Source organism: Arthrobacter sp. QXT-31, assembly GCF_001969265.1.
Lineage (GTDB): Bacteria > Actinomycetota > Actinomycetes > Actinomycetales > Micrococcaceae > Arthrobacter.
This window is the reverse complement of record NZ_CP019304.1, coordinates 1,456,342-1,479,679: the sequence shown is the minus strand read 5'-3', so window position 1 is coordinate 1,479,679 and position 23,338 is coordinate 1,456,342. Positions and strand designations below refer to the sequence as shown.

Here is a 23,338-nt window from a genome sequence, read left to right as displayed (position 1 = left end):
ATGCGGAGCGAGGTTAGGGTGCCGGTGGGGATTAGTCGCCCAGGCGCTCACCGGTCTTGGTGTCGAACAGGTGCACGTGGCCGGACTGCGGACGGACCCAGATGGACTCGCCCTTCATCGGGGGACGGCGGCCGTCGACGCGGGCTACGATGTCGTGGCTCTTGCCGTCCAGCGTGGTGTGACCGTAAACGTACGCGTCGGCACCAAGTTCTTCGACGACGTCGACCTCAACCTGGAGGCCTTCGCCCTGGGCAGCGGTCTCGAGGTCTTCGGGGCGGGTGCCCAGGGTGACGGTGCGGCCGTGGGCCTCGTCGAGGATCTCGTGCGGCACGGGGTAAACAGTGCCGCCGAACTGGACGCCGCCGTCGACCACGGGGAGTTCCAGCAGGTTCATGGCGGGGGAGCCGATGAAGCCTGCAACGAAGACGTTCTTGGGGCGGTCGTACAGGTTGCGCGGGGTGTCCACCTGCATCAGCAGGCCGTCCTTGAGGACTGCGACGCGGTCGCCCATGGTCATGGCCTCGACCTGGTCGTGCGTCACGTAAACGGTGGTGACGCCAAGGCGGCGGGTAAGGGAAGCGATCTGGGTGCGGGTCTGGACGCGGAGCTTGGCGTCCAGGTTGGAGAGCGGCTCGTCCATGAGGAAGACCTGCGGGTTACGCACGATGGCGCGGCCCATGGCAACACGCTGACGCTGACCGCCGGAGAGGGCCTTGGGCTTGCGGTCCAGGTACTGTTCGAGGTCCAGGAGCTTTGCTGCTTCGCGGACGCGCTCGGCGCGCTCTTCCTTGCTGACGCCGGCGATCTTGAGGGCGAAGCCCATGTTGTCCGCCACGGTCATGTGCGGGTACAGCGCATAGTTCTGGAAAACCATCGCGATGTCGCGGTCCTTCGGCGGAACGTCGGTGACATCGCGATCGCCAATGAGGATGCGGCCGGCGTTGACGTCCTCAAGGCCGGCGAGCATGCGCAGCGAGGTGGACTTACCGCAACCGGAGGGTCCCACGAGGACCAGGAATTCGCCGTCGGCGATTTCGATGTTGAGCTTGTCAACAGCGGGCTTTTCTGTGCCCGGGTACAGACGCGTAGCGTTGTCAAAAGTAACTGTTGCCACAGTTATCAATCCCTTCACCGGCAGGTACGTGCCGGACGATCCGTTGTGAATGGTTCATGTAATTCAGTTGTGCCCTACATGATGACTCCCCGGCCGGGGCCGAGGAGCATCGAGTGACGCCGCACGGTTCCTGTGCGCCACATCACAAAGAAGAGTATGTCAGGTTTATCTTGAATCGGACAAAATGTTACGGACGTCACATATGACATACCCCACTGGTGCTTCCTAACTGGCGGTGACGGCCTTCCGGCGTTCCCGCAGCAGGGCCTCGAGGAGTTCGGCGATGTGCACCGGAGCCTCCACCCGGAACTGCGCCTGGGTGAAGTCGAGGCCCACCTTCACGCCGACGTCGTCCTGCCCGAGGCGGCCCAGGGCGTCCTCGTCGGTAGTGTCGTCCCCCGCGAAGAGCACGGCTGTGGCCCCGGTCGCCTGGCGGAGGAAGTCGACGCCCTCGCCCTTGGACGCGTGCACCACGGAGGTTTCGAGGACCCGCTTGCCGTTCTTGAGGTAGACGCCGGGGCGGTCCTGAAGCGCGGAGCGGGCGGCAGCGACGGCATCCTCCGCGACGTCGTCCGCCGCCAGTCGGGTGTGCAGGACGACGCCGGCTGGCTTCTCCTCCAGCAGAGTGCCGGGTGCCACCGCCACGATCTCGGCCAGGACAGCCCTGACCTCGTCGAGGAGGGCCAGTTGCTCGGGGTCGAGGGTCAGCGGGGCGGAGCCGGGACCCAGCCACGCCTCGGCACCGTGGCTTCCGATCAGCAGGGTCTCCTCCGGCGGGGAGGCGACCGCACGCAAACTGTCCAGTGCCCGCCCCGAGATGAGTGCCGTCGTCGTGCGCGGCAGTGCGGTCAGTTCGGCGAAGGCGGCAGCCGAGCGGGGGAGCGGGCGCGCATCCCCGGCGTGGTCCACAATGGGTGAGATGGTGCCGTCGAAGTCCATGGCCACCAGCAGCTGCTCGGTCCCGGCGATGCGGCGCACCGCCTCCAGCAGTTCGGGGGACAGGGTCAGCCGGGTGCTGCCGGCCTCGGTGTGCTCTGCCTCAGGAGTCATCGCGGACCACCTTCTCGTTGAGTGCGTTCAGGAAGTCGGCCGACCAGTGGTCGACGTCGTGGTCCAGGATCTGCTTGCGCATGGAGCGCATGCGGCGTGCGGCCTCCCTGGGGGCCATGTTGACGGCCCGCATCACGGCGTCCTTGAGCCCGTCGATGTCGTGCGGGTTCATCAGCAGTGCCTGCTTGAGCTGGTCGGCGGCGCCGGCGAACTCGCTGAGGACGAGGGCGCCGTCGTTGTTGGTGCGGGCGGTGACGTATTCCTTGGCCACGAGGTTCATGCCGTCGCGGAGGGCGGTGACCAGCATGACGTCCGCCGCCAGGTACAGCGCCACCATCTCTTCCACCGGGTAGCTGTGGTGCAGGTAGCGGACGGCCGTGTTTTCGATGGTGTCGTAGGTGCCGTTGATGTGGCCCACGGTGCCTTCGACCTCCTCGCGCAGTAGGCGGTACTGTTCCACGCGCTCGCGGCTGGGGCTGGCAACCTGGATCAGCGTCGCGTCGCCCACCTTGAGCTTGCCTTCGTTCAGGAGTTCCTCGTAGGCCTTGAGGCGGTGTCCGATGCCCTTGGTGTAGTCCAACCGGTCCACGCCCAGGAGGATGGTCTTGGGGTTGCCGAGGTCCTGCCGGATCTGGCGGGAGCGCTCGATGATCTCGGGCTTCTGCGCCAGTTCAGTAATGTGCTGGACGTCGATGGAGATGGGGAAGGCCTGGGCCCGCGCGATGTGGGTGAGGTCGCCGTTGCCGTCCTTGACGTGAACCTGCTGCTGCTTGACGCTCGCGCCGAGGAAGCGCCGGGCGGAACGCATGAAGTTGCCGGCGTCGCTGCTGCGCTGGAAGCCCACCAGGTCCGCTCCCAGCAGCCCGTCAATGATGGCGTGGCGCCAGGGGAGCTGGGCGAAGATTTCCGGCGGCGGGAAGGGGATGTGGTTGAAGAACCCGATCCTGAGGTCCGGCCGCGCCTGCCGCAGCATCCGCGGCACCAGCTGGAGCTGGTAGTCCTGCACCCAGACAGTTGCGCCTTCATCGGCGGTACGGACGACGGCGTCGGCGAACCTTCTGTTCACCGTGCGGTAGGCGTCCCACCAGGTTCTGTGGAACTCAGGAGGCGCGATGACGTCGTGGTACAGGGGCCAGAGGGTCGCGTTGGAGAAACCCTCGTAATACAGCTCAACATCGTCGCTGCTGAGCTGGACGGGGACCAGGTCCATGCCGCCGTGGCTGAACGGCTCGACGGTTTCATCGGCGGCGCCGTGCCATCCCACCCAGGCGCCGTCCGTCCTGGTCATCATGGGGGCGAGGGCGGTGACTAGGCCGCCGGGCGACCGCCGCCACCCGGAGCCGTCATCGCCGGGCTCGCCGGGCGCACAGCGGTCCACGGGCAGTCGGTTGGAGACCACCATGAAGTCGTACTTGGTGGTGTCCTGGCCGGCGTCCTTGATGGCGTCCGGGCTGCTGCCGGGCACGGCCGCGCTTTCCGTATTTGTGTCGGATTTGTCGCTTACAGCTCCGTGCATGGGGGCTCCCTAAGGTTGCTTATGGCTCTTATCAACCTTAACGGGCTGGAATCTTCCCGGCCATTCGTCCGTTGGTCAGGCTGAAAAGGAATGCTTGAAGGCGCAAGCTCCGGTGTTCTCCCCTAAACTGGGGGAGTTGCCCCGAAGTGGTCGCACCTGTCCGCACGACACGAGGAACTGATGAGCCCCGCAAACGAACCCCGCAAGTCCAAAGCAGAACGCACGGCTGAGGCCCGCGAAAAGGCCCGCGAAATCCGCGAGGCGCAGCTTAAGAAGGATAAGCGGAACAAACTGCTCATTGGCTGGGGCATCGTGGTCGCCGTCGTGGCCATCCTCGCCGTCATCGCGCTGGTGGTGACCAGCAACATCCGGAACAACGCCCCCGTGGCTGACCAGGGCCCGACGCCGGCCAACGGCAACGTGCACGGCGGCATCACGCTGCTCAAAGGCACTGAGGTGGCCAAGTCCGAGCCCGCAACCGTGAACGTGGCGGACATTCCGTCCCCGGCCGCCTCGGCGCCGGCAACCATCACGGCGCCGGGCGCGGAAGCCGAGGCCGGCAAGCCGGTCAAGGTGGTCCTCTATATCGACTTCATCTGCCCCGTCTGCAAGAACTTCGAGGCGACGTACAACGAGACCCTGACGAAGCTCCGCGACGAAGGCAAGATCACCGTGGAATACCGTGCCCTGGGCTTCCTGGACAGCCGCTCCACCACCAACTACTCCTCCCGTGCAGCCAACGCCGCTGCCTGCGTGGTGAACGAATCCCCGGAGAAGTACTCGGCGTTTGTGGACGCGCTGTTCGACAAGCAGCCGGCCGAAGGCGGCGCCGGCCTCTCCGACGACGAACTGAAGAAGCTGGCCACGGAGGTCGGCGCCAAGAGCATCGACTCCTGCGTCGAGAACAAGACGTACCGTCCGTGGGTCAAGTACACCACCCAGGAAGCCGCGGCCATTGGCGTGACCGGCACGCCGACGGTCATCGTTGACGGCAAGCAGTGGGGCAAGGGCGACAGCGCCCAGACCGAATTCCCGGCCTTCGTCGAGGCGGCCATCAAGGCCAAGGCCTAAACGTTCCTGCCTTAACACGGTGGTGGCCCGGCTCCCGGATTTTTCCCGGGGCCGGGCCACCTTCCTGTTTTTACGGGCGGGCGGTCCTTGGGCTACCCTTATGTAGCGCGCCGTTGCGGCGCCTGCCCTGACGGGCACGCCTCCTTAGCTCAGTTGGCCAGAGCACCGCTCTTGTAAAGCGGGGGTCGTCGGTTCGAATCCGACAGGGGGCTCTTAGTCTGCCTTTCGCCTGCGGATTGCGAGGCGATCCTGACGCCGGCCTGTATCTCCTGGCACCTCACCGACCACTATCCCTTCCGGGTCGAGTTCCGCCTTGAGATGTCGACATTCGTTTGAGGCGACTGACCCGAAACGTACTTCGTATACCTTCTCCCTCGAAGCTCGTAACCTGTTGCTACGGGTGAAGAGCTCTCACCCGCTCCACCCGGATGGAACAGATGAAAAGCCTGGCGATGCGTCCTGTGGACCGCGGTCATGGCCTGGATGCCGCCAGTTCGGAGAGGAGAAGCGATGGAAACGCGGTCGGAATCAAAAGCACTGTGGGCGAGGACCGGAGCAGTGGCGCTTCCCCTCGGCGTCATCCTGTTGCTGGCAGCCACGGCAGTGCATCCGTCCAGGGAAAACCCCATGAACCACGAGGCGGTCTTTAGGGAGTATGCGCTGACCGACGGCTGGATCGCCATCCACTTTATCCAGTGGGTAGCCGCTTTAGCGTTTTTCGGCGGTCTCGTCGCACTGCATTCTGCCATGACTGCCCAGCGTGAAGGCCCGACTGCGCTAGCCCGCTTCGGACTGATAGGAGTGGTCCTGACCGCGGCAGCCATCACCATGCTTCAGGCAGTGGACGGGATTGGTCTCAAATGGGCCGTGGACACGTGGGTCGATGCGCCTGCCGATCAGGAACAATCCATCCTTTCGGCAGCCATGGCCTTGAGGTGGACCGAGTATGCCCTCCAGAGCTATTCCAACATTCTGCTCGGACTTACGCTCATCTTCTTCGGTTTGGCCATAGTGCTGAGCGGCGCGTATTACCGCTGGCCGGGTTGGCTCGCCGCAGCGGCGGGAGTCTCGTGGATTATCCACGGCCTGATGGTGCCGTATGTTGGCCTGTTTGATTCACCAGCCAGGGGTGCCGCCTTGGTACTCACTGCTGGCTGGGCGTTCGTCATGGCTGTGCTCATGTGGCGAAGCGTCAGTCGTGGACATGCAGCCCGAGCCGCTGCGCCAGGGGGCCCGGTCAGCGCATAGCACTGCCGGTGTGAACCAAGACGGTTTAAAGTGTCAGGTGGGCTCTCTGAGTTTCAATAAGGGGTGTCGGGAGATCCGTTTGGGATTCTGTCCTGACGTTCTTTTCTTACATTCCTGACGTCAGGTTGGAGTGTGGCTTGTTTGGAAGCCGAAATAGTTCTCCCGGTTGGATTTCGTGTTAGCTCGCGGGTAGGGCTCTGGATCGCGTTTCTCCGGATTCGAACAGCCCCGCGCCGGGTCCTGCCCTGTCAACGAACGACGTAGCTACCCGCTGGGAGGCGACGGTGCGCCCGGCCAGCAGGCCCAGAAGTCCCTGGACGCCTAGCCTTCCGATGGCTGCAGCATCGTTGCGCACCCCGCTGACGGCGGGAACGACAAACTCGAACCAATCGAGATCGTCAAATGAGACGATATCTATCAGGGATGCCTGTTTGGCCCCGAGCCTTCGCCTGAGCGCGCGCATTGCGCCAAGTGTTGTGGGTCCATTAGCCCCGAATACGGCTGTCGGGCGGGCACCTCGATCCAGAATCCGGTACATGGCCTCCTCTGAGCCGTCAGCAAGGAAGTCGCCGGCATCGACCAATGCGTCGTCCAGGCTGATACCGTGAGCCTCGCGGCCAGCCAGGTAGGCGGCCCTTCGTTCGGAACCGGTGGAGATCCACTGCGGTCCGCCCACGAATGCCACGTCACGATGCCCTCGGGATTGGAGCCATGTCAAGACGCTGGCAACGCCTCCGGCATTGTCTGTTGCAAAAAGCGGCGCGTCGATACCCTCCATTTTTCTGTTGAGAAGAACAACAGGAAGCCCCGAGGCCAACAGGCCGTCCAACTGCCCAGACCGGCCTCCCTGCGGGGCCAAGAGAAGACCGTCAATGCGTTGAGCGGCGAAGGTTCGAAGGTACTCGTCGGCCTGGGCGGCGTCTTCATTGGCATTGGCAAGAAGCACTGTGTATCCATGCTTCCTCGCCTCCTGTTCCGCGGCATGAGCAAGTTCGGAGAAGAACGGATTGCGGATGTCGGACACAAGAAGGCCGATAACGTCCGTCTTCGATCGACGCAGGGACCGTGCCGGCCCATTCGCGATGTAGTTAAGTTCGGCAGCTGCTGCCAAGACCCTCGCCCGGGAATCCTGCGACGTGTGGCTACTTCCGCTCAATACCCGCGAAGCCGTGCCCAAGGCAACGCCTGCGCGCTCTGCGACGTCCTTGATGGTAGCTACTTGGCTCACCCCTCCCCGTGGAAACGTTTCAACAGTAGTGCGAGGGCGGCGCCCTGGCAAGGAGCCAAGCGGGGCCTGGGGCGTGTCAGGCAGTTGGGGGCGGGGTCCCTGTTGACATCCAAAAAACGCATGGGCATACTCATGGAAACCTTTCCATGGAAACCTTTCCATAAGGCCACGACCAAGCCTTAGGGATATTGATCGTGTATTGCCGGAAGTCACCAAGGAGCAAAGCTATGAACACGGTCTTCGTGGTCGGAAGCCTGAACATCGATCAAAACATCCGGGTCCCGTCCTTTCCCCGCGCCGGTGAAACAATCCAGGGATCGGACGCTACGTTCAGCCCGGGCGGCAAGGGAGCCAACCAGGCGGTGGCCGCCTCCCAGGCGGGGGCCGGCGTAAAGCTCGTGGGCTGTGTTGGGCATGATGCCCACGGGGCGGCCATCCTGCAGGTGCTGGCCGAGTCCAATGTCGACGGCAGCCACGTGAAGCTGGTGGATTCCGCTGCCACTGGAACAGCAGTCATCGCCGTAGATGACCTGGGTGAAAACCAGATCATCCTCAGCCCCGGAGCGAACGCTGCACTGTCATTCGCCGATGTGGACGCAGGGCTGGCGACTATGACTCCCAATGATGTGCTGGTTCTCCAACTGGAAATTCCCCGGGACATCGTTCGGCACGCCGCGCGTGCAGCCAAGCTCCGCGGCGCCTTCGTCATCCTCAACGCTGCTCCATCTCCACACGAGATTGAAGGGCTATTCGATGACATTGACCTACTCGTAGTCAATGAGCAGGAAATTCAGGACCTCGCCCGTCTGGCCGATGCATCGGGCGACCTCGCCGACCTGACGGAGATCCTCCCGCCCGTCCTGGGACCGGCAGTGCTGTGCACTGCGGGAGCGCAAGGCGCCGTCACTTTCCTCGGCGGCCGGCATGTTCACATACCGGCACCTGAAGTATCCGTCGTGGACACGACCGCCGCGGGCGACACGTTCGTCGGATACCTCGCCGCATCCCTGGCTGCTGACTGCGAACTCCCTGCCGCGATGGCCATTGCCGGCCGGGCGGCATCGATCGCAGTGACCCGCGCCGGCGCCGTGGAATCCATTCCCTGGCGCCGTGAACTACCAAGCCTGCGTGACCACGATCACAAGTCGCCAGCCCCTTTCCTTTCCCACCACTAGGAGTCACATGAAAATCGTTCTTGGAAATGACCACGCCGGCTTCCCGCTGAAGGACTTCGTCCGCTCAGTCCTGGAAGGCCTCGGCCACGAGGTCATCGATCGCGGCGCGCCCGACGAGTCGCCCGTTGACTTTCCTGACATCACCAGCGCCACCTGCGAACTTGTCCTCACCGGCGAAGCCGACAAAGCCGTCTTGGTTTGCGGAACAGGCGTTGGGGCCGTGATGGCAGCCAACAAGATCCCGGGCATACGTTGCGCGTTGGGCCACGACGTCTACTCAGCGCATCAGTCCGTGGAGCACGACGACGCGAACGTCATCGCCATGGGGGCCTGGCTCGTCGGCCGCGCCACAGCCAAAGAAGTCCTCGAGGCTTTCCTCGTCGCGAAGTTCGACGACGACGAAGACACCAGACGGCGGGTAGCAAAACTGCGGGAACTCGAACTTATGGGAGCCAGGAAGCTGGCGCACGACATCTAAACCTGCACCACCCAAACCCAAAAGACACAATGAAAATATCAAAGGAGATATCACGATGACGGCACAACTTTCCGACCGCTCCCAGCAAGCCGCCCATGGGTCCCCAGGAAAATTCAAGACGGCCCTCGCGTCCGCCGCCGGCACCTGCGTCGAGAACTACGACTTCGTCGCGTACGGCACCGCTGCCGCACTGTACTTTGGCAAGGTCTTCTTCCCCAACACCGACCCTGTCGTCGGGACACTGCTCGCCTTCGCCACTCTCGCAGTGGGCTTCTTCATGCGACCCCTGGGCGGCGCCATCGGCGGCTACCTCGGTGACAAACACGGACGCAAGCCCGTGCTCGTAGGAGCGCTCCTGACCATGGGAATCGCCACCGTGCTCATCGGCTGCCTTCCCACATACGACCAAGTCGGCATTCTCGCTCCCATCCTGCTCATTATCATTCGAATGATCCAAGGGCTGGCCTTCGGCGCGGAGTGGGGCGGAGCAGTCATGATGACATTCGAGCACGCGCCCTGGAAGAAGAGGGGGCGCTTCGCCGCCATCCCTCAAGCCGGAAACCCGCTCGGCATCACGTTGGCCAACGCTGCCTTCCTGCTCTCCGCGTCCCTGCAGACCGACTGGGCGTGGCGGCTGCCCTTCCTGGCAAGCGCCGTCCTCATCGTGGTCGGGCTCGTCGTACGGATGAAACTCGAAGAATCCCCGGAATTCGTCAACGCCAAGCACCACGGCGCGATTGTGAAGAATCCCCTGGCAACAGTCTTCAAGAACGACTGGCGCAACATCCTGCGCGTGATCTCCCTGCGTATCGTCGAAAGCTGCGCCTACTACGTCACCGCAACGTTCCTGCTCTCCTACATCACCCAAAACAACCCCGCAGACCGCGCCGTAGGCCTTACCGGCATCGTCGTCGCCAGCCTCATCGCGATCCCCGTTACCCTGCTCGCAGGCAGCCTGACCGATCACATCGGCCGCCGCAAGCTCTACCTCGGCGGCGCAATCGCCGTGATTGTCTTCGGCTTCCCGATGTTCATGCTCAGCAACACCGGTAACCCCGTCCTGATCGTGCTCGCCTTCGTCATCGGCATCGGCATCATCCACGCCACCTTCACCGGAACGCAAGGAGCCTGGTTCGCAGAACTCTTCCGGACCAACACACGGACCTCCGGCGCCTCCATCGGCTACCAGGTAGCAGCCTCAATCTCAGGGCTTGCCCCCTTCCTGGCAGTACTCCTGGCAGCGAACTTCGGATGGGCCGGCGGCGCGTCCCTGTACGTTCTTGTAGGCATCATCGGGCTGCTCGGCGTACTAACGACGCGCGAAACGTGGGGTACCAAAGAAAAAGCTGAGGTGGACTCGATCCTCGCAGGCCATACAAATAGCGAAGTAACAGAGGCCCCTGACCGGAACGTAGAACAAATCTCCACCAGCCATAGCTAGGGCGCTAGCTAGGCAAGGTGAGAGCCAGCGGACGACTCAGGACGAGGTCAGTCCGCTGGCTCTCCAGCACAAACTGCGGGTCATGACGAAGCAACGAGCAGCTTCTTTTCCCGTCCCTTACTGCATGAACGGTGTTCACGCAGTAAATAAACCAGCCACACCGGCCTTCGTGAGGGAGCTACTACAGGCGGCACCCGCCCGACCCGTTGCAAGCCTCATTCCTGGTGCCCTTGCAATAAATCACGGCATCAGGGTGACCAGAACCGGACCCGGACAATTCACCGTCGAAACCGCCTCGGACGTTGCCTGCGGCTATACGGTTCTGAGCCGCATTTGATGTGTTCGGGGATCCACAGGACGCCGCTAATCCGCCCTCCCGCGTGCTTTGCGGCTTCTATTGTCAGGTTGGGGTGTAATTCAGGCGGACAAATCAGCGGCCCGACACGTCGAACAAGGAGGAGCATCAGCGCGCAGCTCTTTGCCTAGTCCTGATGCGACATGTCGGGACACAGCTTCTGAAGCTGTGCGAGGGTCTCACGAACGGCGGCTCACTCCGGCCTAACCGGCGGGACGCCACATAACAGCGCCCCGGAGTTCCTTTGCTGCCTGTGCGGGGTCAGCTGCACTGTAGATGGCACCGCCGACGACGGCGACATCGGCGCCGGCCTGCTGGACAGCATCGATGGTGCTGGGCTTCACGCCGCCTGCCACGGAGAACGGAACGCCGGCTTTTACTCCGGCGCGCAGCAGGCCGTTCAGGTCGAAGCCGGGCTTGGCCTGCTCGTCCAGGCCGGCGTGCATCTCAACGAACTTGGCACCCAGGGCGTGGACTTCCCGGGCGCGGGTGACCTTGTCTGTCACGCAAATGAGGTCGACGACGACGCCCTTGTTGTGGGCCTGGGCTGCCTTGACCGCACCGGCGATGGTGGAGTCGTCGGCGGAGCCGAGAACGGTGACCAGGTCGGCGCCGGCCTTGAAGGCGATGTCGGCTTCGAGTTCACCGGCGTCCATGGTCTTCAGGTCGGCGAAGACGATCTTCTCCGGGTGGGCGTTCTTCATTGCGGTGATGACGGAGAGGCCTTCGGCCTTGATCAGCGGGGTGCCCAGTTCGATGATGTCGACGTGCTCGGCAACCTTGCCGGCCAGGTCGAGGGCAGCTTCGGTGGTCAGGAGGTCGATGGCAACTTGCAGTTTCATGATGTTGTTCCTTTCCGCAGGGAACTGCGAAGCATGTGCGCAGTCCCCGGGTGCCGCCGTGGGGCAGCGCCCGGGGACCGTCTGTGTGGTGGTTAGTGCTGTGTTGCTGGTTTTTGGTGCTGGTGGTTAGTGGTTGTTGCCGGTGGAGCAGTGGCCGCCGTTGGTGGTGCGGGTTTCGGTGGGGAGGTTGAGGGTGGGGTTTTGGTTGAAGAAGCCGTGGGGTTCGAGCATGAAGCCGATGTTCTGGCGGGGCATGACGGGCCAGTCTTCGAGGCGGACGACGTGGTGCATGCCGAAGGTGTACCAGACCACGAGGTCCTGATCGACGATGTTGCGGTCTTTCTGGGTCCAGATGTGCAGGCCGTCCTCGGCGCCGGTGGCCTGGTTGGGGTACTCGCCGGCGGCGAAGCGTTCGGTCCGGTCGTAGGCGGTGACCCAGAGGTTGTTCCGGGCGAACTGGGCGCGTTGGGAGACGTAGGACTCGTCTCCGGCGGCGAGCTGGATCCCGTTGGTGGGGATCAGGCGGTAGGCGACGGTTCGTTGACGATGTTCTTGGAGTCGTGGTTGACGATCTTCCAGAACCGGTGCTTGGCCTCGTCGGTTTTGCGGATCGCGGCCTTCTCGGTTTCCAGGAGCCGGTCCACGGCCATGAACGCGGTGTGGGTGGGGTTGTGTTCGGGGTAGGCCATGTCCACTTCGTAGACGGCGTTGTTGGGCCCGTCGACTTCGAAGTCCATGCGGACGTTGAACATGTGCTGGTGGATCGGGGCGTAGAGGCCGTCGTTGTTCAGGGACTGGCCGTACGGGCTCTTCTCCCCGGGCTGCTGGCCGGCGGTGGAGAGGATGCCGGTGGCCTTGACCAGGAACTCGATGGACCCGTCCAGGAACAGGTGCCAGTAGAAGGCGTATTCGTAGTTCGCGACCGTGGCGATGAAGGAGATCACGAGCTTGCGGTTGCGGCGGGTCTCGGCGGTCCTTCACGGAAGTCGAAGTGCTTCCACAGGATCGAGTCGTCTTCTTCGTGCATGCAGATCGCGTTCTCGATCGTCCACGGGTTGCCCAGGGAATCGACGGAGTGACCGTCGAAGTACTTGATCTCGCCCAGGCAGTCACAGCCCAGGGTCAGGGAGTTGGCCATGTTGCCGATGTTGTACTCACCGGAATCGAACGCGTTCTTCTTCGCCTGCACCGGGGCGGTGTCACCGTACGGGACCACCATTTCCGAGAGGGAGGCGCGGTTGATGACCGGGCGGTCCACGTCCTGGTCACGGAATTTCAGCTGGTGCAGCACCAGGCCTTCACGGGGGGTGAAACCGACCCGGAAGGACCAGTCGGCCCAGCGCACGTGGTTGCCGGTGACCTGGAAGGAGGCGCCCTCGGGCTGGGTGATCTCGATCGGCTTCAGGTCCGTGCGGGCCGGGCCGACGTACTTGGGCAGGTAGTTGCCCCGGGCGGAGGGACGGGGATCTTCTGGTCGTCCTCGAGCTTGACGACCTCCCCGGCGTTCAGGTCATAGAAAACAATGAAGTTCTCGATCGGGTGCGCGTACGGGCTGTCATCGGCCTCGTCCCGGACGAAGACCAGGGCACGCATCAGGCGCCGGCCCTCGTTGTCCTCACCGAAATACCCCACGCTCCACGGCTCGAAGCAGACCAGGTCCAGGTCCGTCAGGCCCCGCTTGGCCAACGCGGCGATAACGTTCGGGTCCTTCCGGCACGCTTCCTCGCACTCGGCGAACTCATCAAGCATGAACGGCGGCTGGACATTCTCCGCCAGCTGCTTCCACGCATCCACCGTGCCCGTCTCCAGGTTCACGACCGCCTCGTACGACCGCGCGACCGCCCGGTCCACCAGCACCGCGTCCGCCTCACGGACCACCTGCACACCATTGCGCAGATCAGCCTTGGACGGCTCACGCAGCTCAACACTGATAAAACGGAACGACTCCGCCGCAGCAGGACCAGCCTTCAAAATCCCCACCGCACGCGAAATCTCCTCCCGCGACAACGGATCCAACGGATGCGCCACCCCAACAACAGTCGAAGATTCAATATCAAGAGTCATGCTTATCTCCTAGATAGAACGAAAATGAGGATGCCCGAGGCACGAAAAGACCGCGCACACCCGGTACGGGCGGTGGTGGTGTTTCCGTGGGGGCCACAAGGCCGAAAGGTCCCTGGATTCTCGGTGCCGGCGTCGCTGCCGGAACTGTTCGTCTCCGGTGCAGGTCATCCGGTGTGATGCCGGTCACCTGCGTTCCTTTCACAAGCAAAACTACGTGAGGGAATTCGTTTACGCGAGGGATCCATAAACATTTACGTGAGAAATTCGGAGGCACAAATTCCCGCCCCAGTTAACATGCTGGAAACATTCGGAAGCATGCCGGGTGCCGCCGTCGGACGCCCTGCGCCCGGCCCCCAACGGTCACGGCGACCCGGCTGGGGGAGGCACAGTACGCGTTGGTAACAGGAGCGCCCGGCCCCCGGTGCGGACAACAAGCGGATGCTCCCAACGACACAGACCCACCGGCTGTCATGGTTCTCAAAACCGCTAGATGGCGCGGCGCGTGAGCTGGCTCTTCCAGCTATTTGGGCCCTTCGAGGACATCGATTGCCCTCCGGCCCAGGCTTCCAAGGACGTGCCGCTGCATGACTTCACGGGCACGATCGGCCTGACCGGCAATAACGGCTTCGGCTATCTGGACGTGTTCCTGCTGGACGCGGTCCTGGTCCGCTGAGGAGTCCTGCTGGTTTTGCAATCCAATCTGGCGGTACTGGTCTGCTTTATCCCACAGACCCTCGAGGATTCCGATGAGGAGAGGGTTGTGGGATGCCACGTAGATGGCACGGTGGAAGTTGCGGTGTGCTGTCAGTGCATCCAAATCGCTGGAATCACTCAGCGGAGTGAGCCGCTTTAATGCCGCTTCGATACTCGAGACGTCATCCGGTGTTCGGCTTGTGGCGGCCAGCGCTGCGGCCAGCGGGTCGAGGTTTTCCCGGATGACGTAGAGGTTGCGCGCTTCGTCTGCGGTGAGGGGGGTGACTCTGGCATCCCTGTGCGAGTCAAGTTGCACCATGCCTTCGGCGGCGAGCCTGCGGAGGGCTTCGCGCAGGGGAGTGGTGCTGACTCCGAGTTCCTGGGCGAGCATTGTCTGGCTGAAGACTGAGCCCGGCTTGATCTGGCCGGTAAGTATGCGGCGGCGCAATTCGTCGTAGGCGTAGGCGCTTTTCGTCAGTGCAATGGGAGGGATTGACACGGTGTGCTCCTTACGCGCCTTCCTACTTCATAGGCTATGGGCTACATTACCGCCTCGCGGTTCCCCGCCCTACCTGGTTGAGACCGGGGTGGAGGCGCCGTGGCGCGCTCCACCCCGGAACTCGGTGAGCGTCGGGAGTTGCTAGACGTCCTGGCGGGCGCGGGCAGTGATCCGGCGCCAGAGTGTGTAGGCGAGCACCATGGCCAGAATCCCGTAGAGCGTCCATGTGACGGGGCTGTCGATCAGGACTGAAACCTGGCCGCCGCTGGACATCATGGCGTTGCGCAGGCTGGTCTCGGCCAGGGGGCCGAGGACGACGCCAATCATGATGGGAGCCAGCGGGAAGCCGTACCGGCGCAGAACAAAACCAAGGACTCCGATGGCCAGCACGATGTAAAGGTCGGCAACAGCTGCGCTGGTGGCGTAGACGCCGAGGCCGCAAAAGACTGTGATGCCGGCATACAGGTAGTGCTTGGGGATCAGCAGCAGCTTGGCCCACAGCGGGGCGAAGGGAAGGTTAAGGACCAGCAGGACCACCAGACCGATAAAGAGGCTCGCCAGCAAGGCCCACACCAGGTCGGCGTTGCGTTCGAACAGGAGCGGTCCGGGCTGCAGCCCGTACTGCTGGAACGCTGCCAGCATGATTGCTGCCGTGGCTGACGTGGGCAGGCCGAGTGCCAGGAGGGCGCCCATCGCGGTGCCGGAGGTGGCGTTGCCGGCTGCCTCCGGTGCTGCGACGCCGCGGATCGCCCCCTTGCCGAACTGCGGTTCGCGGCGCTTGCGGTCCAGCTGGCGCTCAGTTCCGTAGGCCATAAAAGTGGGCACTTCGGCGCCGCCCACCGGAATGACACCAAAGGGCACGCCGAAGGCCGTACCCCGGAGCCACGCGGGTAATGCCTCACGGAATTCCCGCTTTGAAAGGTAGGGGCGGCCGGACACGGCGATTGCTGAGAGCTTCGGATCGCGGTGGATGCGAGCAGCAACGTGGAAGACTTCGCCCAGGGCCAGGATGCCGACCGTGATGACGATGATGCTGATTCCGTCAAAGAGCTGGGGCACGTCGGCGGTGAAGCGGGACGCTCCGGAGATGCCGTCGATACCCACGATTGCGAGGGCCAGGCCGATGGCGAGGGCGGACAGGCCTTTGATGGCTGAGTCTGATACCACGGAGGCGGTGGCGATGAATGCGAAGACGGCAAGCGCAAAGTATTCGGCAGGGCCGAACATCACGGCGATGTCGGCAAGCTTGGGAGCAAAGAACACCACCAGCGTGGTGGCGATGAGGCCGCCGATGAAGGCACCGATCGCGGAGGTTGCCAGCGCCTGAGGTGCCCGACCGAGTTTGGCCATCCGGTGGCCTTCAAAGGTGGTGGCGATGGCGGTTGAGCCGCCCGGGGTGTTCATCAGAATGCCCATGGTGGAGTCGCCAAAGAGCCCGCCGAAGTAGACGCCGGCGAACATGATGAAAGCGCCCACGGGGTCAAGGCTGAATGTCACCGGAAGCAGGAGCGCGACGGCCATCGAGGAGCCCAGGCCCGGGATGACGCCGACGGCGGTGCCCAGGAAAGCGCCGACAAAGACCCAGAGCAGGTTCATGGGTGTGAAGGCCTGTGAGAAGCCCTCCAGGAGCAGGTTAAGGGATTCCATCAGCCGTAGATTCCTTCCAGGATGCCGCCGGGCAGGTTAAGGCCCAGGCCGGCGCCGAATGCCAGCTGGATGCACGAGGAGAAGACCAGAGACAGGCCGACGTCGAACAAAGGGCGCCTGCTTCCCAATGCGCGGGATACCCCCCAGAACAGCACTGCCGCGGAGAGGAGCCAGCCGACCGGGATGAGCAGCAACGCGAATGCCAGGAAAGCGCCGAAGACGAGCCCGAGGGATTTCCAGTCAGTATGGAAGCGGTGTCCCGTGTCGGCTTCCGCGACGTGCTCGGGCTTCCGCAGAGTCTGTACTGTCAGCAGAACGGCCAGAACGAAAATGGCGATGACGATGAGGATGGGAAAGAACGTCGGCCCCGGAGCTTTGGCCCCTTCCGGCACGTCCATGGTCACGATGCCCGCAGTGAGGTAGGCGCCGATCGCAGCGAGGATCCCCGCTACCGCCAGGCCGCTGCGGCCCGCCCAGAATCCGTGCCTGCTGTTTGCCGGACCGTCAGAGGGAAGGAGTTCCCTGGCAGCTTCGGCGTTGTTGCCTGCTTCAGTGATCATCGGAGGCCGCCTTTACAGTCAGGACGGGAACGGTCGAGCCGAGGATGATGCTCTGGGCATCGGAGCCGAGGATGACTTTGCTGACCCGGGAGCGGTTGCGGACGCCGATCACCACAAGGGTGGCACCGGTTTCCATGGCGCTGTCCAGGAGTTCTTCAGCGGGGTGCCGTCCCTGCGGGTCCCGGTGCAGGAGTGTGGCACCGGCTTCGACCGCCTCGTGCACGGCGGCGTCCCCGGCCTCGCGGGTGGCAGTCTGATGAATTTCCCCGAGAGGGAAGATGGCCAAGGGCTTACCGGCAAGTTCAGCCGCCTGCAGACCGTGGCTGAGGGCGGCGTTGCCCTCGGGGGTTTTTGTGTATCCGACCAGGATTGTCATGTCTTCTCCAGCGTTGTGTGTGATGGCAGGGAGGTCAGTAGCCGAGTTCGTTCCAGATGTTGTTCACGGCTTCACTCTCGTCGGCGATGAACCGTTCGAATTCCTCTCCGGCGAGGAATCTGTCAGTCCACTGGTTCCGCTCTATGGCGTCTTTCCACTCAGGGGTCTGCACCACTTCGGTCACGATGTCCTGCAGTACCTGCTTCTGTTCGGGCGTGATGCCGGGGGCGGCAACCATCCCGCGCCAGTTGGTCAAGCTGATGTCGTAGCCGAGCTCCTTCAGTGTGGGCACGTCGATCGACTCCACCGGTTCCGGGGCCGAGACCGCGAGGGCCTTCAGGCGTCCGGCTTCGATCTGGTCCGCGAAGTCCACGTAGCCGCTTACTGAGGCTTTGATGGTTCCGGACATGAGCGAGGTGGCCAGTTCACCGCCGCCGGAGTATGCGATGTAGTTGACCGCAGTGGGTTCGATGCCGCCGGCTTGGGCGAGTTGCGTAATGATCATCTGGTCGACGCTGCCGAGCGAACCGCCGCCGAAAGCGAAGGAACCGGGGTTCCGCTTCCAGGCGGATACCAACTCATCCACCGAGTTGTAGGGCGAGTTGGCGGGAACCACCAGGACGTCGTAGTCCTCCGTGATCCGGGCGATGGGCGTGACATCCTCCAGGGTGGTGTCGGAGCCATTGATGTTGATCGCGCCCAGCATGGTGATGCCCATCAGCATCAGCGTGCTGCTCTCGCCTTCCATCCCCGCGAATTTCGTCAGGCCGATGGTTCCTCCGGCTCCGGGGATGTTCACCACCTGCGCGTTGTTGACAAGGCCCTGCGCGCGCATTGCCTGCTGAGCTTCACGTGCTGCTCCGTCCCAGCCGCCTCCCGCACCTGCGGGCGCGATCAGGGTGAGCCGGTTGCGGGCGTCATCTCCGGAGCCGCTTGCCGACGCGTTCACGGAGGCCAGGGCGACGGCGGTGATGCCCAGGACGGCGAAGGCGGCGCGTGCCACCTGCTTCATGCGGGAGGTTTTCTTAACAGACGTCGGATGGGGCTCCATCGCCCTTCCTTCCTTTCGGGGAGTACAGCAGCGGCCCTTTATGTGATTAGCGCCACCGCTGTAGCTTATAAGCTATGATCTATATCTGTCCACCGGTCCGCTTGACGAGGGGCGGTGGGACAACATCCCAAGTGCAAGCAGCAAGCGTCGGTTTGGGTACTCCAAACGGCACGTCCTGCTACCCGGTCGGGGCAGGAAAGCGAAGAGAAGGTGTTGCAATGACGCTCCAAACCGGAACCACCATTGGTCATCAGGCCATTGCGGTAGGGGGACGCAGGTTCCGCATTACCGACGTCCGGGCCGCGCTGGGCCCGGACTTCCACCGGTTGCCCATGGTGCTTCGCCTGCTGGCGGAAAACACCCTCCGCAGGTCAGTGCCGGCGGAAGCCGCCCGGACGGTCGGGAACCTGCGCAATTGGCTCCGGGCCCGCAGCTCTGAAGAGGAACTGGAGTTCTGGCCGCAGCGGGTGCTGATGCATGACACCACCAGCACCCCAGCCCTGGTGGACGTGGCGGCAATGCGGGACTCGCTCGCGGAAGCCGGCGTGGATCCGTCCACGCTGAACCCCATGCTCCGAGTGGACGTTTCGATCGACCATTCGCTGGCCGTTGAGGAGTACGGCCGTCCGGACGCAGCCGGCCGCAACCTGGTCCACGAATACCGGCGGAACCGGGAGCGCTACCGTTTCCTGAAGTGGGCATCCCAGGCGATGGAAACAGTCCACATCAACCCGCCGGGCACCGGCATCATGCACACCATCAACCTCGAGCAGCTGGCCACGGTAGTCACCACGGTTGAAGATCACGACGGCGGCCTGCCGTGGGCAGTCCCGGACATGATGATCGGCACGGACAGCCACACGCCCATGATCAATGGCCTTGGCGTACTTGGCTGGGGCGTCGGCGGCCTTGAAGCCCAGACTGTTATGTTCGGCATGCCCACCACCCTCCGGATTCCGGACGTCATCGGTGTCAGGCTGACGGGCGCCCTCCCTCCCGGTGCTACTGCAACTGACCTGGCCCTGACCGTCACCCAGCGCCTGCGTGCCATGGGGGTATCGGGTGAATTCGTGGAGTTCTACGGTCCCGGTGTGGCCGGTCTGACGGTGGGGCAGCGGGCAGTGGTGTCCAACATGGCGCCCGAATACGGGGCCACCACCGGCTACTTCCCGATCGACGCAAACGTCCTGGACTACCTGCGTGAAACAGGCCGCAGCGAATTCCAACGCACCCTCGTGGAAACCTACGCCCGGGCCTGCGGCTTCTGGTTCGACCCGGATGCTGAGCCCGACTACACCTCCACCATCACGGTTGATCTGGCAGCCATCGAACTGCGCGCTGCGGGGCCGCGCCGCCCGCAGGACCTGCTCGCGCTGGCAGAGATACCGGCGGTCCTGCACACCGAAAATCCCCTCCGGGAACATGCCGGGGACCTGCCGCTGTTCCCCGTTGCGCTGGCCGCGATCACCAGCTGCACCAACACCACGGACCCCAAGCTGCTGATCGCTGCCGGCCTGGTTGCCGCCAAGGCCCGAAAGCTGGGACTGGGCCTGCCATCATGGGTCAAAACCTCACTCGCCCCGGGGTCGCCCGCGGCGGCCAGTTACCTCAAGCGCTCCGGCCTGCTGGAAGACCTCGGTGCGGTCGGTTTCGACATCGTTGGTTTTGGCTGCACTACCTGCATTGGCAACCCTGGCCCCCTTCCCGACCGCATCAGGGCAAGCCTGGACGAAGGCAGGATCCGCCCGGTGGCCATCCTCTCCGGCAACCGCAACTTCCCTGGCCGGGTACATCCGGACCTTGACCTCGGCTTCATCATGTCCCCGCCCCTCGTCGTGGCCTACGCCCTGGCCGGCCGGGCGGACGTCGACCTGGCCTCCTACGATTTCCGTGCCGGGAGCGGCGCGGAAGGTGCACCGGTCAGGCTCGCTGACCTGCTGCCGACACAGGCGGAAATAGATGTGGCGTGGGAAGCGGGACAAGACCCGCTGGACTTCGCCAGGGACTTCTCGGTGGCCGTGCGGAATCCCATGTGGTCCCGGCTCGAAGCACCCGACACGCCGCTCTTCCCCTGGGACCCCGGCTCCACAATCCTGCGCCGGCCACCGTTTGCCTCGCCAGACCAGGGAAGCCAGCTGGGCCACTACATCGCCCACCCCCTGCTGGTCCTTGGCGATGACATCACCACAGACCACATCTCCCCGGCCAGCGCGATCCCGGCAGACAGCCTCGTGGCAGACTTCCTGGTGGAACGCGGCGAAGACCGGGCCGATCTCAACGTCTTTGCCTCGCGGCGCGGCAACTGGGAAGTGATGCTCCGCGGCGGGTTCCACAACAAGACCGTCAACAACCACCTCGGGACCGCAATCCCCGGCGGCCTGCCGGTTGCCCACACCGTGCACGGCCCCAGCGGCGAGGTCTTGCCACTGCCAGAGGCTGCCGACCGATACCGCCGGGAAGGGAACTCCACGGTCATCATCGCCGGCGAAAGGTTCGGCACCGGTTCCTCCCGCGACTGGGCAGCCAAAGTCCAGAGGCTCCTCGGTGTGCGGGCGGTCATCGCAGGCAGCTTCGAGCGGATCCACCGCTCCAACCTCATCGGAATGGGTGTGCTGCCGCTTATCGCCCCCGAGAATGTCCGCGGCAGGCTTCAGGATCTGCGGCCCGGGGACCGGATCGAGATCGTTGCACCCGCCGGCGCACTTGCCCCGCGCACCCGGATCCGTGTTGTCCTGCACCTCGCAGACGGCCGGACCGAGGAGTTCAACGCAAGCGCCGCCGTCGAAACCGAACTCGACGTTGCCCTGCTCCGCGTCGGCGGCGTCATCCCCTCCCTGCTGCGCACCACCATCGAAGCCTCACCTGCAAAGGAACCCGAAACAGCATGAACAAGGTCAGCGTCAACCAGCCCATCGTTGAAATCGACGGCGACGAGATGGCCCACACCATGTGGACCCTCGTCAAGGACAGACTCATCACCCCGAACGTCGAGGTGCCCATCCTGCGCTTTGACCTCTCGCTCCGCAACCGCGAGCGGACCGGGGACAGCGTCACGCTCCAGGCCGCGAAGGCTGTCGCCGAGCACCAGGTGGGAGTGAAATGCTCCACCATCACGCCGGATGCCGCGCGTGCGGCGGAGTACCGGCTCACCAAGCTCTGGCCCTCGCCCAACGGCACCCTGCGAAATGAGCTGAACGGGGTCATCTTCCGCGAACCCGTCATCATCGATTCCGTGCCCCGGCTCGTCCCAGGGTGGGTTAAGCCGATCGTCATCGCCCGCCATGCCCACGCCGATCAGTACAAGGCGGTGAACTTCGCGGTCCCCGGCGCCGGGCGGCTCACGCTGACTTACACGCCCGACGACGGGTCCCCGGCCACCAGCCACGAGGTCGCCGCCTTCCCGAAGGGTGGAGGAGTGGCTATGGGCATGTACAACTACACCGATTCCATCCGCGACTTCGCCCGGGCCTGCTTCGCCTACGCGCTCACACGCGGCTACCCGGTGTACTTCTCATCCAAGAACACCGTGCTCAAGGCCTACGACGGACACTTCAAGGACGTCTTTGAGAGCGTCTACGCCGACGAGTTCCAGTCCAGCTTCGAAGCAGCCGCACTCTTTTACGAGCACCGGCTCATTGATGACATGGTGGCCTCCGCCCTTAAATGGGAAGGGGGCTACGTCTGGGCCTGCAAGAACTACGACGGCGACGTCCAGTCGGACATCGTCGCCCAGGGTTTCGGCTCCCCAGGACTCATGACCTCCGTCCTCACTTCCCCGGACGGCAGCATCCAGCTCACCGAGGCCGCCCACGGGACCATCGCCCGGCACCACCGCCGCCGGGAAGCCGGCGAAACCACCTCCACCAACCCCACCGCCACCATCTACGCCTGGACCCGCGCACTCGCACACCGCGCGGCCCTGGACGGCAACACTGCACTGGCCGGCTTCGCCGCCGATCTTGAGCTTGCCACGGTCAAAACCGTTGAGGAGGGAACGATGACTGCCGACCTGGCCCGGTTAGTCCCCACTCACGCCGAAGCCGTCACTACCGAAGGGTTTATTCAAGCAGTAGCCGACCGCCTGGCGGCCCGTTCCGGCGGGGGAGCAACGTGAGTGCGCCATCCGACACTCGTTGCGAGGAATCCGTTACGTCGGGTTGGCGCTGCCAGGGTCAGCCGAGAACCTGCCGGGGCTGCCCGAACTGCGTCCGGACGCCGGGGGAGTACAGCACTGAGTCAGGCGGGCCGTGGACCGTGATTCCGGCGGCGCAGACCAGTGCGTCTTCCCATGCGGCTGCCGCAGCGCAGTACAGCGGCCAGGGCCGGTGGGCAATGGGCAGGTAAAAGACCCGCCGCCCCGCACGGGTATGGAGTCCGAACCGGGCTGTGAGCCAGAATGACAATCCGTCCAGGGCCGGGTGGTCCATGTCCGGATAGGCGCCGAAAGAAGACTTTGCCTGCCCGCGGAAGCGCTCCACTTCGTATCCGTATCCCCGGGAGGTGCCGCGCATCGCCGTGGGGCGGCAGCGGGACCATACGTATGGCACTCCGGCGGCACGGGCGGCCAGAACGAACGCGAGCCTGTCCGCGTCCAAGGACAGGAACACCACCCCGTGCCGCCCCGCAGCGTCACGGGAGTACAGCCGGACATTGACCTCGGTGAACGCTCCGGCATAGGGGAGACCTAGGCGGGGCCCCAGGCAGGTACCCGTAACCCGGAAGCCGATCAGGCCGACCCAGGTCGACCCGGCATGCACGTCAGGCTCCACACCCGGGGGCATGTAAGGGCCCGCTACTGCCACCGGAATCCTCCAATGAAGGAAAACCACATCAGCCCATGACTGATACACCGGCAACGGGAAAAATCGACGGTCTCCGCTCAGCGTCCGTGTCCGGGCGTCAGCGTCCGTGCCCATCTCTCTCCCCCCAA

20 protein-coding genes, 1 tRNA gene and 1 pseudogene are annotated in these 23,338 nt (G+C 64.0%); 8 read left to right on the top strand and 14 right to left on the bottom strand.

Going from position 1 to position 23,338, the window contains the following annotated elements:
* Positions 1 to 31: 31 nt before the first annotated feature.
* The 3 genes from BWQ92_RS06655 to BWQ92_RS06645 form a co-directional block, all read right to left on the bottom strand.
* Entirely contained in the window at positions 32 to 1,114 is a 1,083-nt protein-coding gene (locus BWQ92_RS06655; protein WP_076798831.1) for an ABC transporter ATP-binding protein, read from the bottom strand.
* Positions 1,115 to 1,339: 225 nt separating this feature from the next.
* A complete protein-coding gene (otsB, locus tag BWQ92_RS06650; RefSeq protein WP_076798830.1) occupies positions 1,340 to 2,164 on the bottom strand; it encodes a trehalose-phosphatase in 825 nt (274 codons plus the stop codon).
* The gene (locus BWQ92_RS06645; RefSeq protein ID WP_087873688.1) at positions 2,154 to 3,680 is read right to left on the bottom strand and encodes an alpha,alpha-trehalose-phosphate synthase (UDP-forming); all 1,527 of its coding nucleotides are present in this window, start codon (positions 3,678 to 3,680) and stop codon (positions 2,154 to 2,156) included. Before BWQ92_RS06645 ends, otsB begins: the two co-directional genes overlap by 11 nt.
* A gap of 180 nt (positions 3,681 to 3,860) precedes the next feature.
* Between BWQ92_RS06645 and BWQ92_RS06640 the strand changes: the two genes are divergently transcribed.
* The 3 genes from BWQ92_RS06640 to BWQ92_RS06630 all read left to right on the top strand — a co-directional run bounded on the left by BWQ92_RS06640 (position 3,861) and on the right by BWQ92_RS06630 (position 5,999).
* Positions 3,861 to 4,751: a DsbA family protein gene (locus BWQ92_RS06640; RefSeq protein WP_076798829.1), complete on the top strand. Its 891-nt coding sequence runs from the start codon at positions 3,861 to 3,863 to the stop codon at positions 4,749 to 4,751.
* Positions 4,752 to 4,889: 138 nt separating this feature from the next.
* Positions 4,890 to 4,963, top strand: a tRNA-Thr gene (locus BWQ92_RS06635).
* Positions 4,964 to 5,261: 298 nt separating this feature from the next.
* Positions 5,262 to 5,999: a hypothetical protein gene (locus tag BWQ92_RS06630; protein WP_157365118.1), complete on the top strand. Its 738-nt coding sequence runs from the start codon at positions 5,262 to 5,264 to the stop codon at positions 5,997 to 5,999.
* Positions 6,000 to 6,177: 178 nt separating this feature from the next.
* Here the strand turns inward: BWQ92_RS06630 and BWQ92_RS06625 are convergent, their stop codons facing one another.
* Positions 6,178 to 7,389, bottom strand: coding sequence for a LacI family DNA-binding transcriptional regulator (locus BWQ92_RS06625; RefSeq protein ID WP_083706235.1), 1,212 nt, complete (start codon positions 7,387 to 7,389; stop codon positions 6,178 to 6,180).
* Positions 7,390 to 7,454: 65 nt separating this feature from the next.
* Between BWQ92_RS06625 and BWQ92_RS06620 the strand changes: the two genes are divergently transcribed.
* Genes BWQ92_RS06620 through BWQ92_RS06610 form a run of 3 tightly spaced genes read left to right on the top strand, consistent with a single transcriptional unit; the run spans position 7,455 to position 10,321 of the window.
* Complete coding sequence (locus BWQ92_RS06620; protein WP_076798826.1) at positions 7,455 to 8,402, top strand: ribokinase; 948 nt, start codon at positions 7,455 to 7,457, stop codon at positions 8,400 to 8,402.
* Positions 8,403 to 8,409: 7 nt separating this feature from the next.
* A complete protein-coding gene (locus BWQ92_RS06615) occupies positions 8,410 to 8,880 on the top strand; it encodes an RpiB/LacA/LacB family sugar-phosphate isomerase (RefSeq protein ID WP_076798825.1) in 471 nt (156 codons plus the stop codon).
* Positions 8,881 to 8,935: 55 nt separating this feature from the next.
* Positions 8,936 to 10,321, top strand: coding sequence for an MFS transporter (locus BWQ92_RS06610; protein WP_076798824.1), 1,386 nt, complete (start codon positions 8,936 to 8,938; stop codon positions 10,319 to 10,321).
* A gap of 558 nt (positions 10,322 to 10,879) precedes the next feature.
* Here BWQ92_RS06610 and hxlA read toward each other — a convergent pair.
* The 9 genes and pseudogenes from hxlA to BWQ92_RS06575 all read right to left on the bottom strand — a co-directional run bounded on the left by hxlA (position 10,880) and on the right by BWQ92_RS06575 (position 18,408).
* Positions 10,880 to 11,518, bottom strand: coding sequence for a 3-hexulose-6-phosphate synthase (hxlA, locus tag BWQ92_RS06605; RefSeq protein WP_076798823.1), 639 nt, complete (start codon positions 11,516 to 11,518; stop codon positions 10,880 to 10,882).
* Between the two features lie 126 nt (positions 11,519 to 11,644).
* Positions 11,645 to 12,462, bottom strand: a pseudogene (locus BWQ92_RS24220) (copper amine oxidase).
* Entirely contained in the window at positions 12,459 to 12,863 is a 405-nt protein-coding gene (locus tag BWQ92_RS24415) for a copper amine oxidase (RefSeq protein WP_250637856.1), read from the bottom strand. Before BWQ92_RS24415 ends, BWQ92_RS24220 begins: the two are co-directional and overlap by 4 nt.
* Before the next feature lie 56 nt (positions 12,864 to 12,919).
* Complete coding sequence (locus tag BWQ92_RS24215) at positions 12,920 to 13,582, bottom strand: hypothetical protein (protein WP_236783133.1); 663 nt, start codon at positions 13,580 to 13,582, stop codon at positions 12,920 to 12,922.
* Between the two features lie 520 nt (positions 13,583 to 14,102).
* Positions 14,103 to 14,774: a GntR family transcriptional regulator gene (locus BWQ92_RS06595; protein ID WP_076798822.1), complete on the bottom strand. Its 672-nt coding sequence runs from the start codon at positions 14,772 to 14,774 to the stop codon at positions 14,103 to 14,105.
* A 141-nt stretch (positions 14,775 to 14,915) separates the two neighbouring features.
* The gene (locus BWQ92_RS06590) at positions 14,916 to 16,421 is read right to left on the bottom strand and encodes a tripartite tricarboxylate transporter permease (protein ID WP_076798821.1); all 1,506 of its coding nucleotides are present in this window, start codon (positions 16,419 to 16,421) and stop codon (positions 14,916 to 14,918) included.
* Entirely contained in the window at positions 16,421 to 16,981 is a 561-nt protein-coding gene (locus BWQ92_RS06585; RefSeq protein ID WP_076798820.1) for a tripartite tricarboxylate transporter TctB family protein, read from the bottom strand. Before BWQ92_RS06585 ends, BWQ92_RS06590 begins: the two co-directional genes overlap by 1 nt.
* Entirely contained in the window at positions 16,971 to 17,357 is a 387-nt protein-coding gene (locus BWQ92_RS06580) for a universal stress protein (protein ID WP_076798819.1), read from the bottom strand. Before BWQ92_RS06580 ends, BWQ92_RS06585 begins: the two co-directional genes overlap by 11 nt.
* A 34-nt stretch (positions 17,358 to 17,391) precedes the next feature.
* Entirely contained in the window at positions 17,392 to 18,408 is a 1,017-nt protein-coding gene (locus tag BWQ92_RS06575) for a Bug family tripartite tricarboxylate transporter substrate binding protein (protein ID WP_076798818.1), read from the bottom strand.
* A gap of 218 nt (positions 18,409 to 18,626) precedes the next feature.
* On the opposite strand from BWQ92_RS06575, the gene acnA reads away from it, so the two are divergent.
* Together acnA and BWQ92_RS06565 are read left to right on the top strand one after the other, a co-directional pair.
* Complete coding sequence (acnA, locus tag BWQ92_RS06570) at positions 18,627 to 21,296, top strand: aconitate hydratase AcnA (protein ID WP_076798817.1); 2,670 nt, start codon at positions 18,627 to 18,629, stop codon at positions 21,294 to 21,296.
* A complete protein-coding gene (locus BWQ92_RS06565) occupies positions 21,293 to 22,522 on the top strand; it encodes an NADP-dependent isocitrate dehydrogenase (RefSeq protein WP_076798816.1) in 1,230 nt (409 codons plus the stop codon). Before acnA ends, BWQ92_RS06565 begins: the two co-directional genes overlap by 4 nt.
* A gap of 58 nt (positions 22,523 to 22,580) precedes the next feature.
* Here the strand turns inward: BWQ92_RS06565 and BWQ92_RS06560 are convergent, their stop codons facing one another.
* The gene (locus BWQ92_RS06560; RefSeq protein ID WP_076803557.1) at positions 22,581 to 23,324 is read right to left on the bottom strand and encodes a DUF2071 domain-containing protein; all 744 of its coding nucleotides are present in this window, start codon (positions 23,322 to 23,324) and stop codon (positions 22,581 to 22,583) included.
* Positions 23,325 to 23,338 lie beyond the last annotated feature (14 nt).

Coding starts and splice junctions, on each gene's coding strand:
- BWQ92_RS06590 (WP_076798821.1), bottom strand. CDS start 16,421: ATGGAATCCCTTAACCTGCTCCTGGAGGGCTTCTCACAGGCCTTCACA.
- BWQ92_RS06620 (WP_076798826.1), top strand. CDS start 7,455: ATGAACACGGTCTTCGTGGTCGGAAGCCTGAACATCGATCAAAACATC.
- BWQ92_RS06585 (WP_076798820.1), bottom strand. CDS start 16,981: ATGATCACTGAAGCAGGCAACAACGCCGAAGCTGCCAGGGAACTCCTT.
- BWQ92_RS06560 (WP_076803557.1), bottom strand. CDS start 23,324: ATGGGCACGGACGCTGACGCCCGGACACGGACGCTGAGCGGAGACCGT.
- BWQ92_RS06640 (WP_076798829.1), top strand. CDS start 3,861: ATGAGCCCCGCAAACGAACCCCGCAAGTCCAAAGCAGAACGCACGGCT.
- acnA (WP_076798817.1), top strand. CDS start 18,627: ATGACGCTCCAAACCGGAACCACCATTGGTCATCAGGCCATTGCGGTA.
- BWQ92_RS06615 (WP_076798825.1), top strand. CDS start 8,410: ATGAAAATCGTTCTTGGAAATGACCACGCCGGCTTCCCGCTGAAGGAC.
- BWQ92_RS06645 (WP_087873688.1), bottom strand. CDS start 3,680: ATGCACGGAGCTGTAAGCGACAAATCCGACACAAATACGGAAAGCGCG.
- BWQ92_RS24215 (WP_236783133.1), bottom strand. CDS start 13,582: ATGACTCTTGATATTGAATCTTCGACTGTTGTTGGGGTGGCGCATCCG.
- BWQ92_RS06580 (WP_076798819.1), bottom strand. CDS start 17,357: ATGACAATCCTGGTCGGATACACAAAAACCCCCGAGGGCAACGCCGCC.
- BWQ92_RS06630 (WP_157365118.1), top strand. CDS start 5,262: ATGGAAACGCGGTCGGAATCAAAAGCACTGTGGGCGAGGACCGGAGCA.
- BWQ92_RS06610 (WP_076798824.1), top strand. CDS start 8,936: ATGACGGCACAACTTTCCGACCGCTCCCAGCAAGCCGCCCATGGGTCC.
- BWQ92_RS06575 (WP_076798818.1), bottom strand. CDS start 18,408: ATGGAGCCCCATCCGACGTCTGTTAAGAAAACCTCCCGCATGAAGCAG.
- BWQ92_RS06625 (WP_083706235.1), bottom strand. CDS start 7,389: ATGGAAAGGTTTCCATGGAAAGGTTTCCATGAGTATGCCCATGCGTTT.
- BWQ92_RS06565 (WP_076798816.1), top strand. CDS start 21,293: ATGAACAAGGTCAGCGTCAACCAGCCCATCGTTGAAATCGACGGCGAC.
- hxlA (WP_076798823.1), bottom strand. CDS start 11,518: ATGAAACTGCAAGTTGCCATCGACCTCCTGACCACCGAAGCTGCCCTC.
- otsB (WP_076798830.1), bottom strand. CDS start 2,164: ATGACTCCTGAGGCAGAGCACACCGAGGCCGGCAGCACCCGGCTGACC.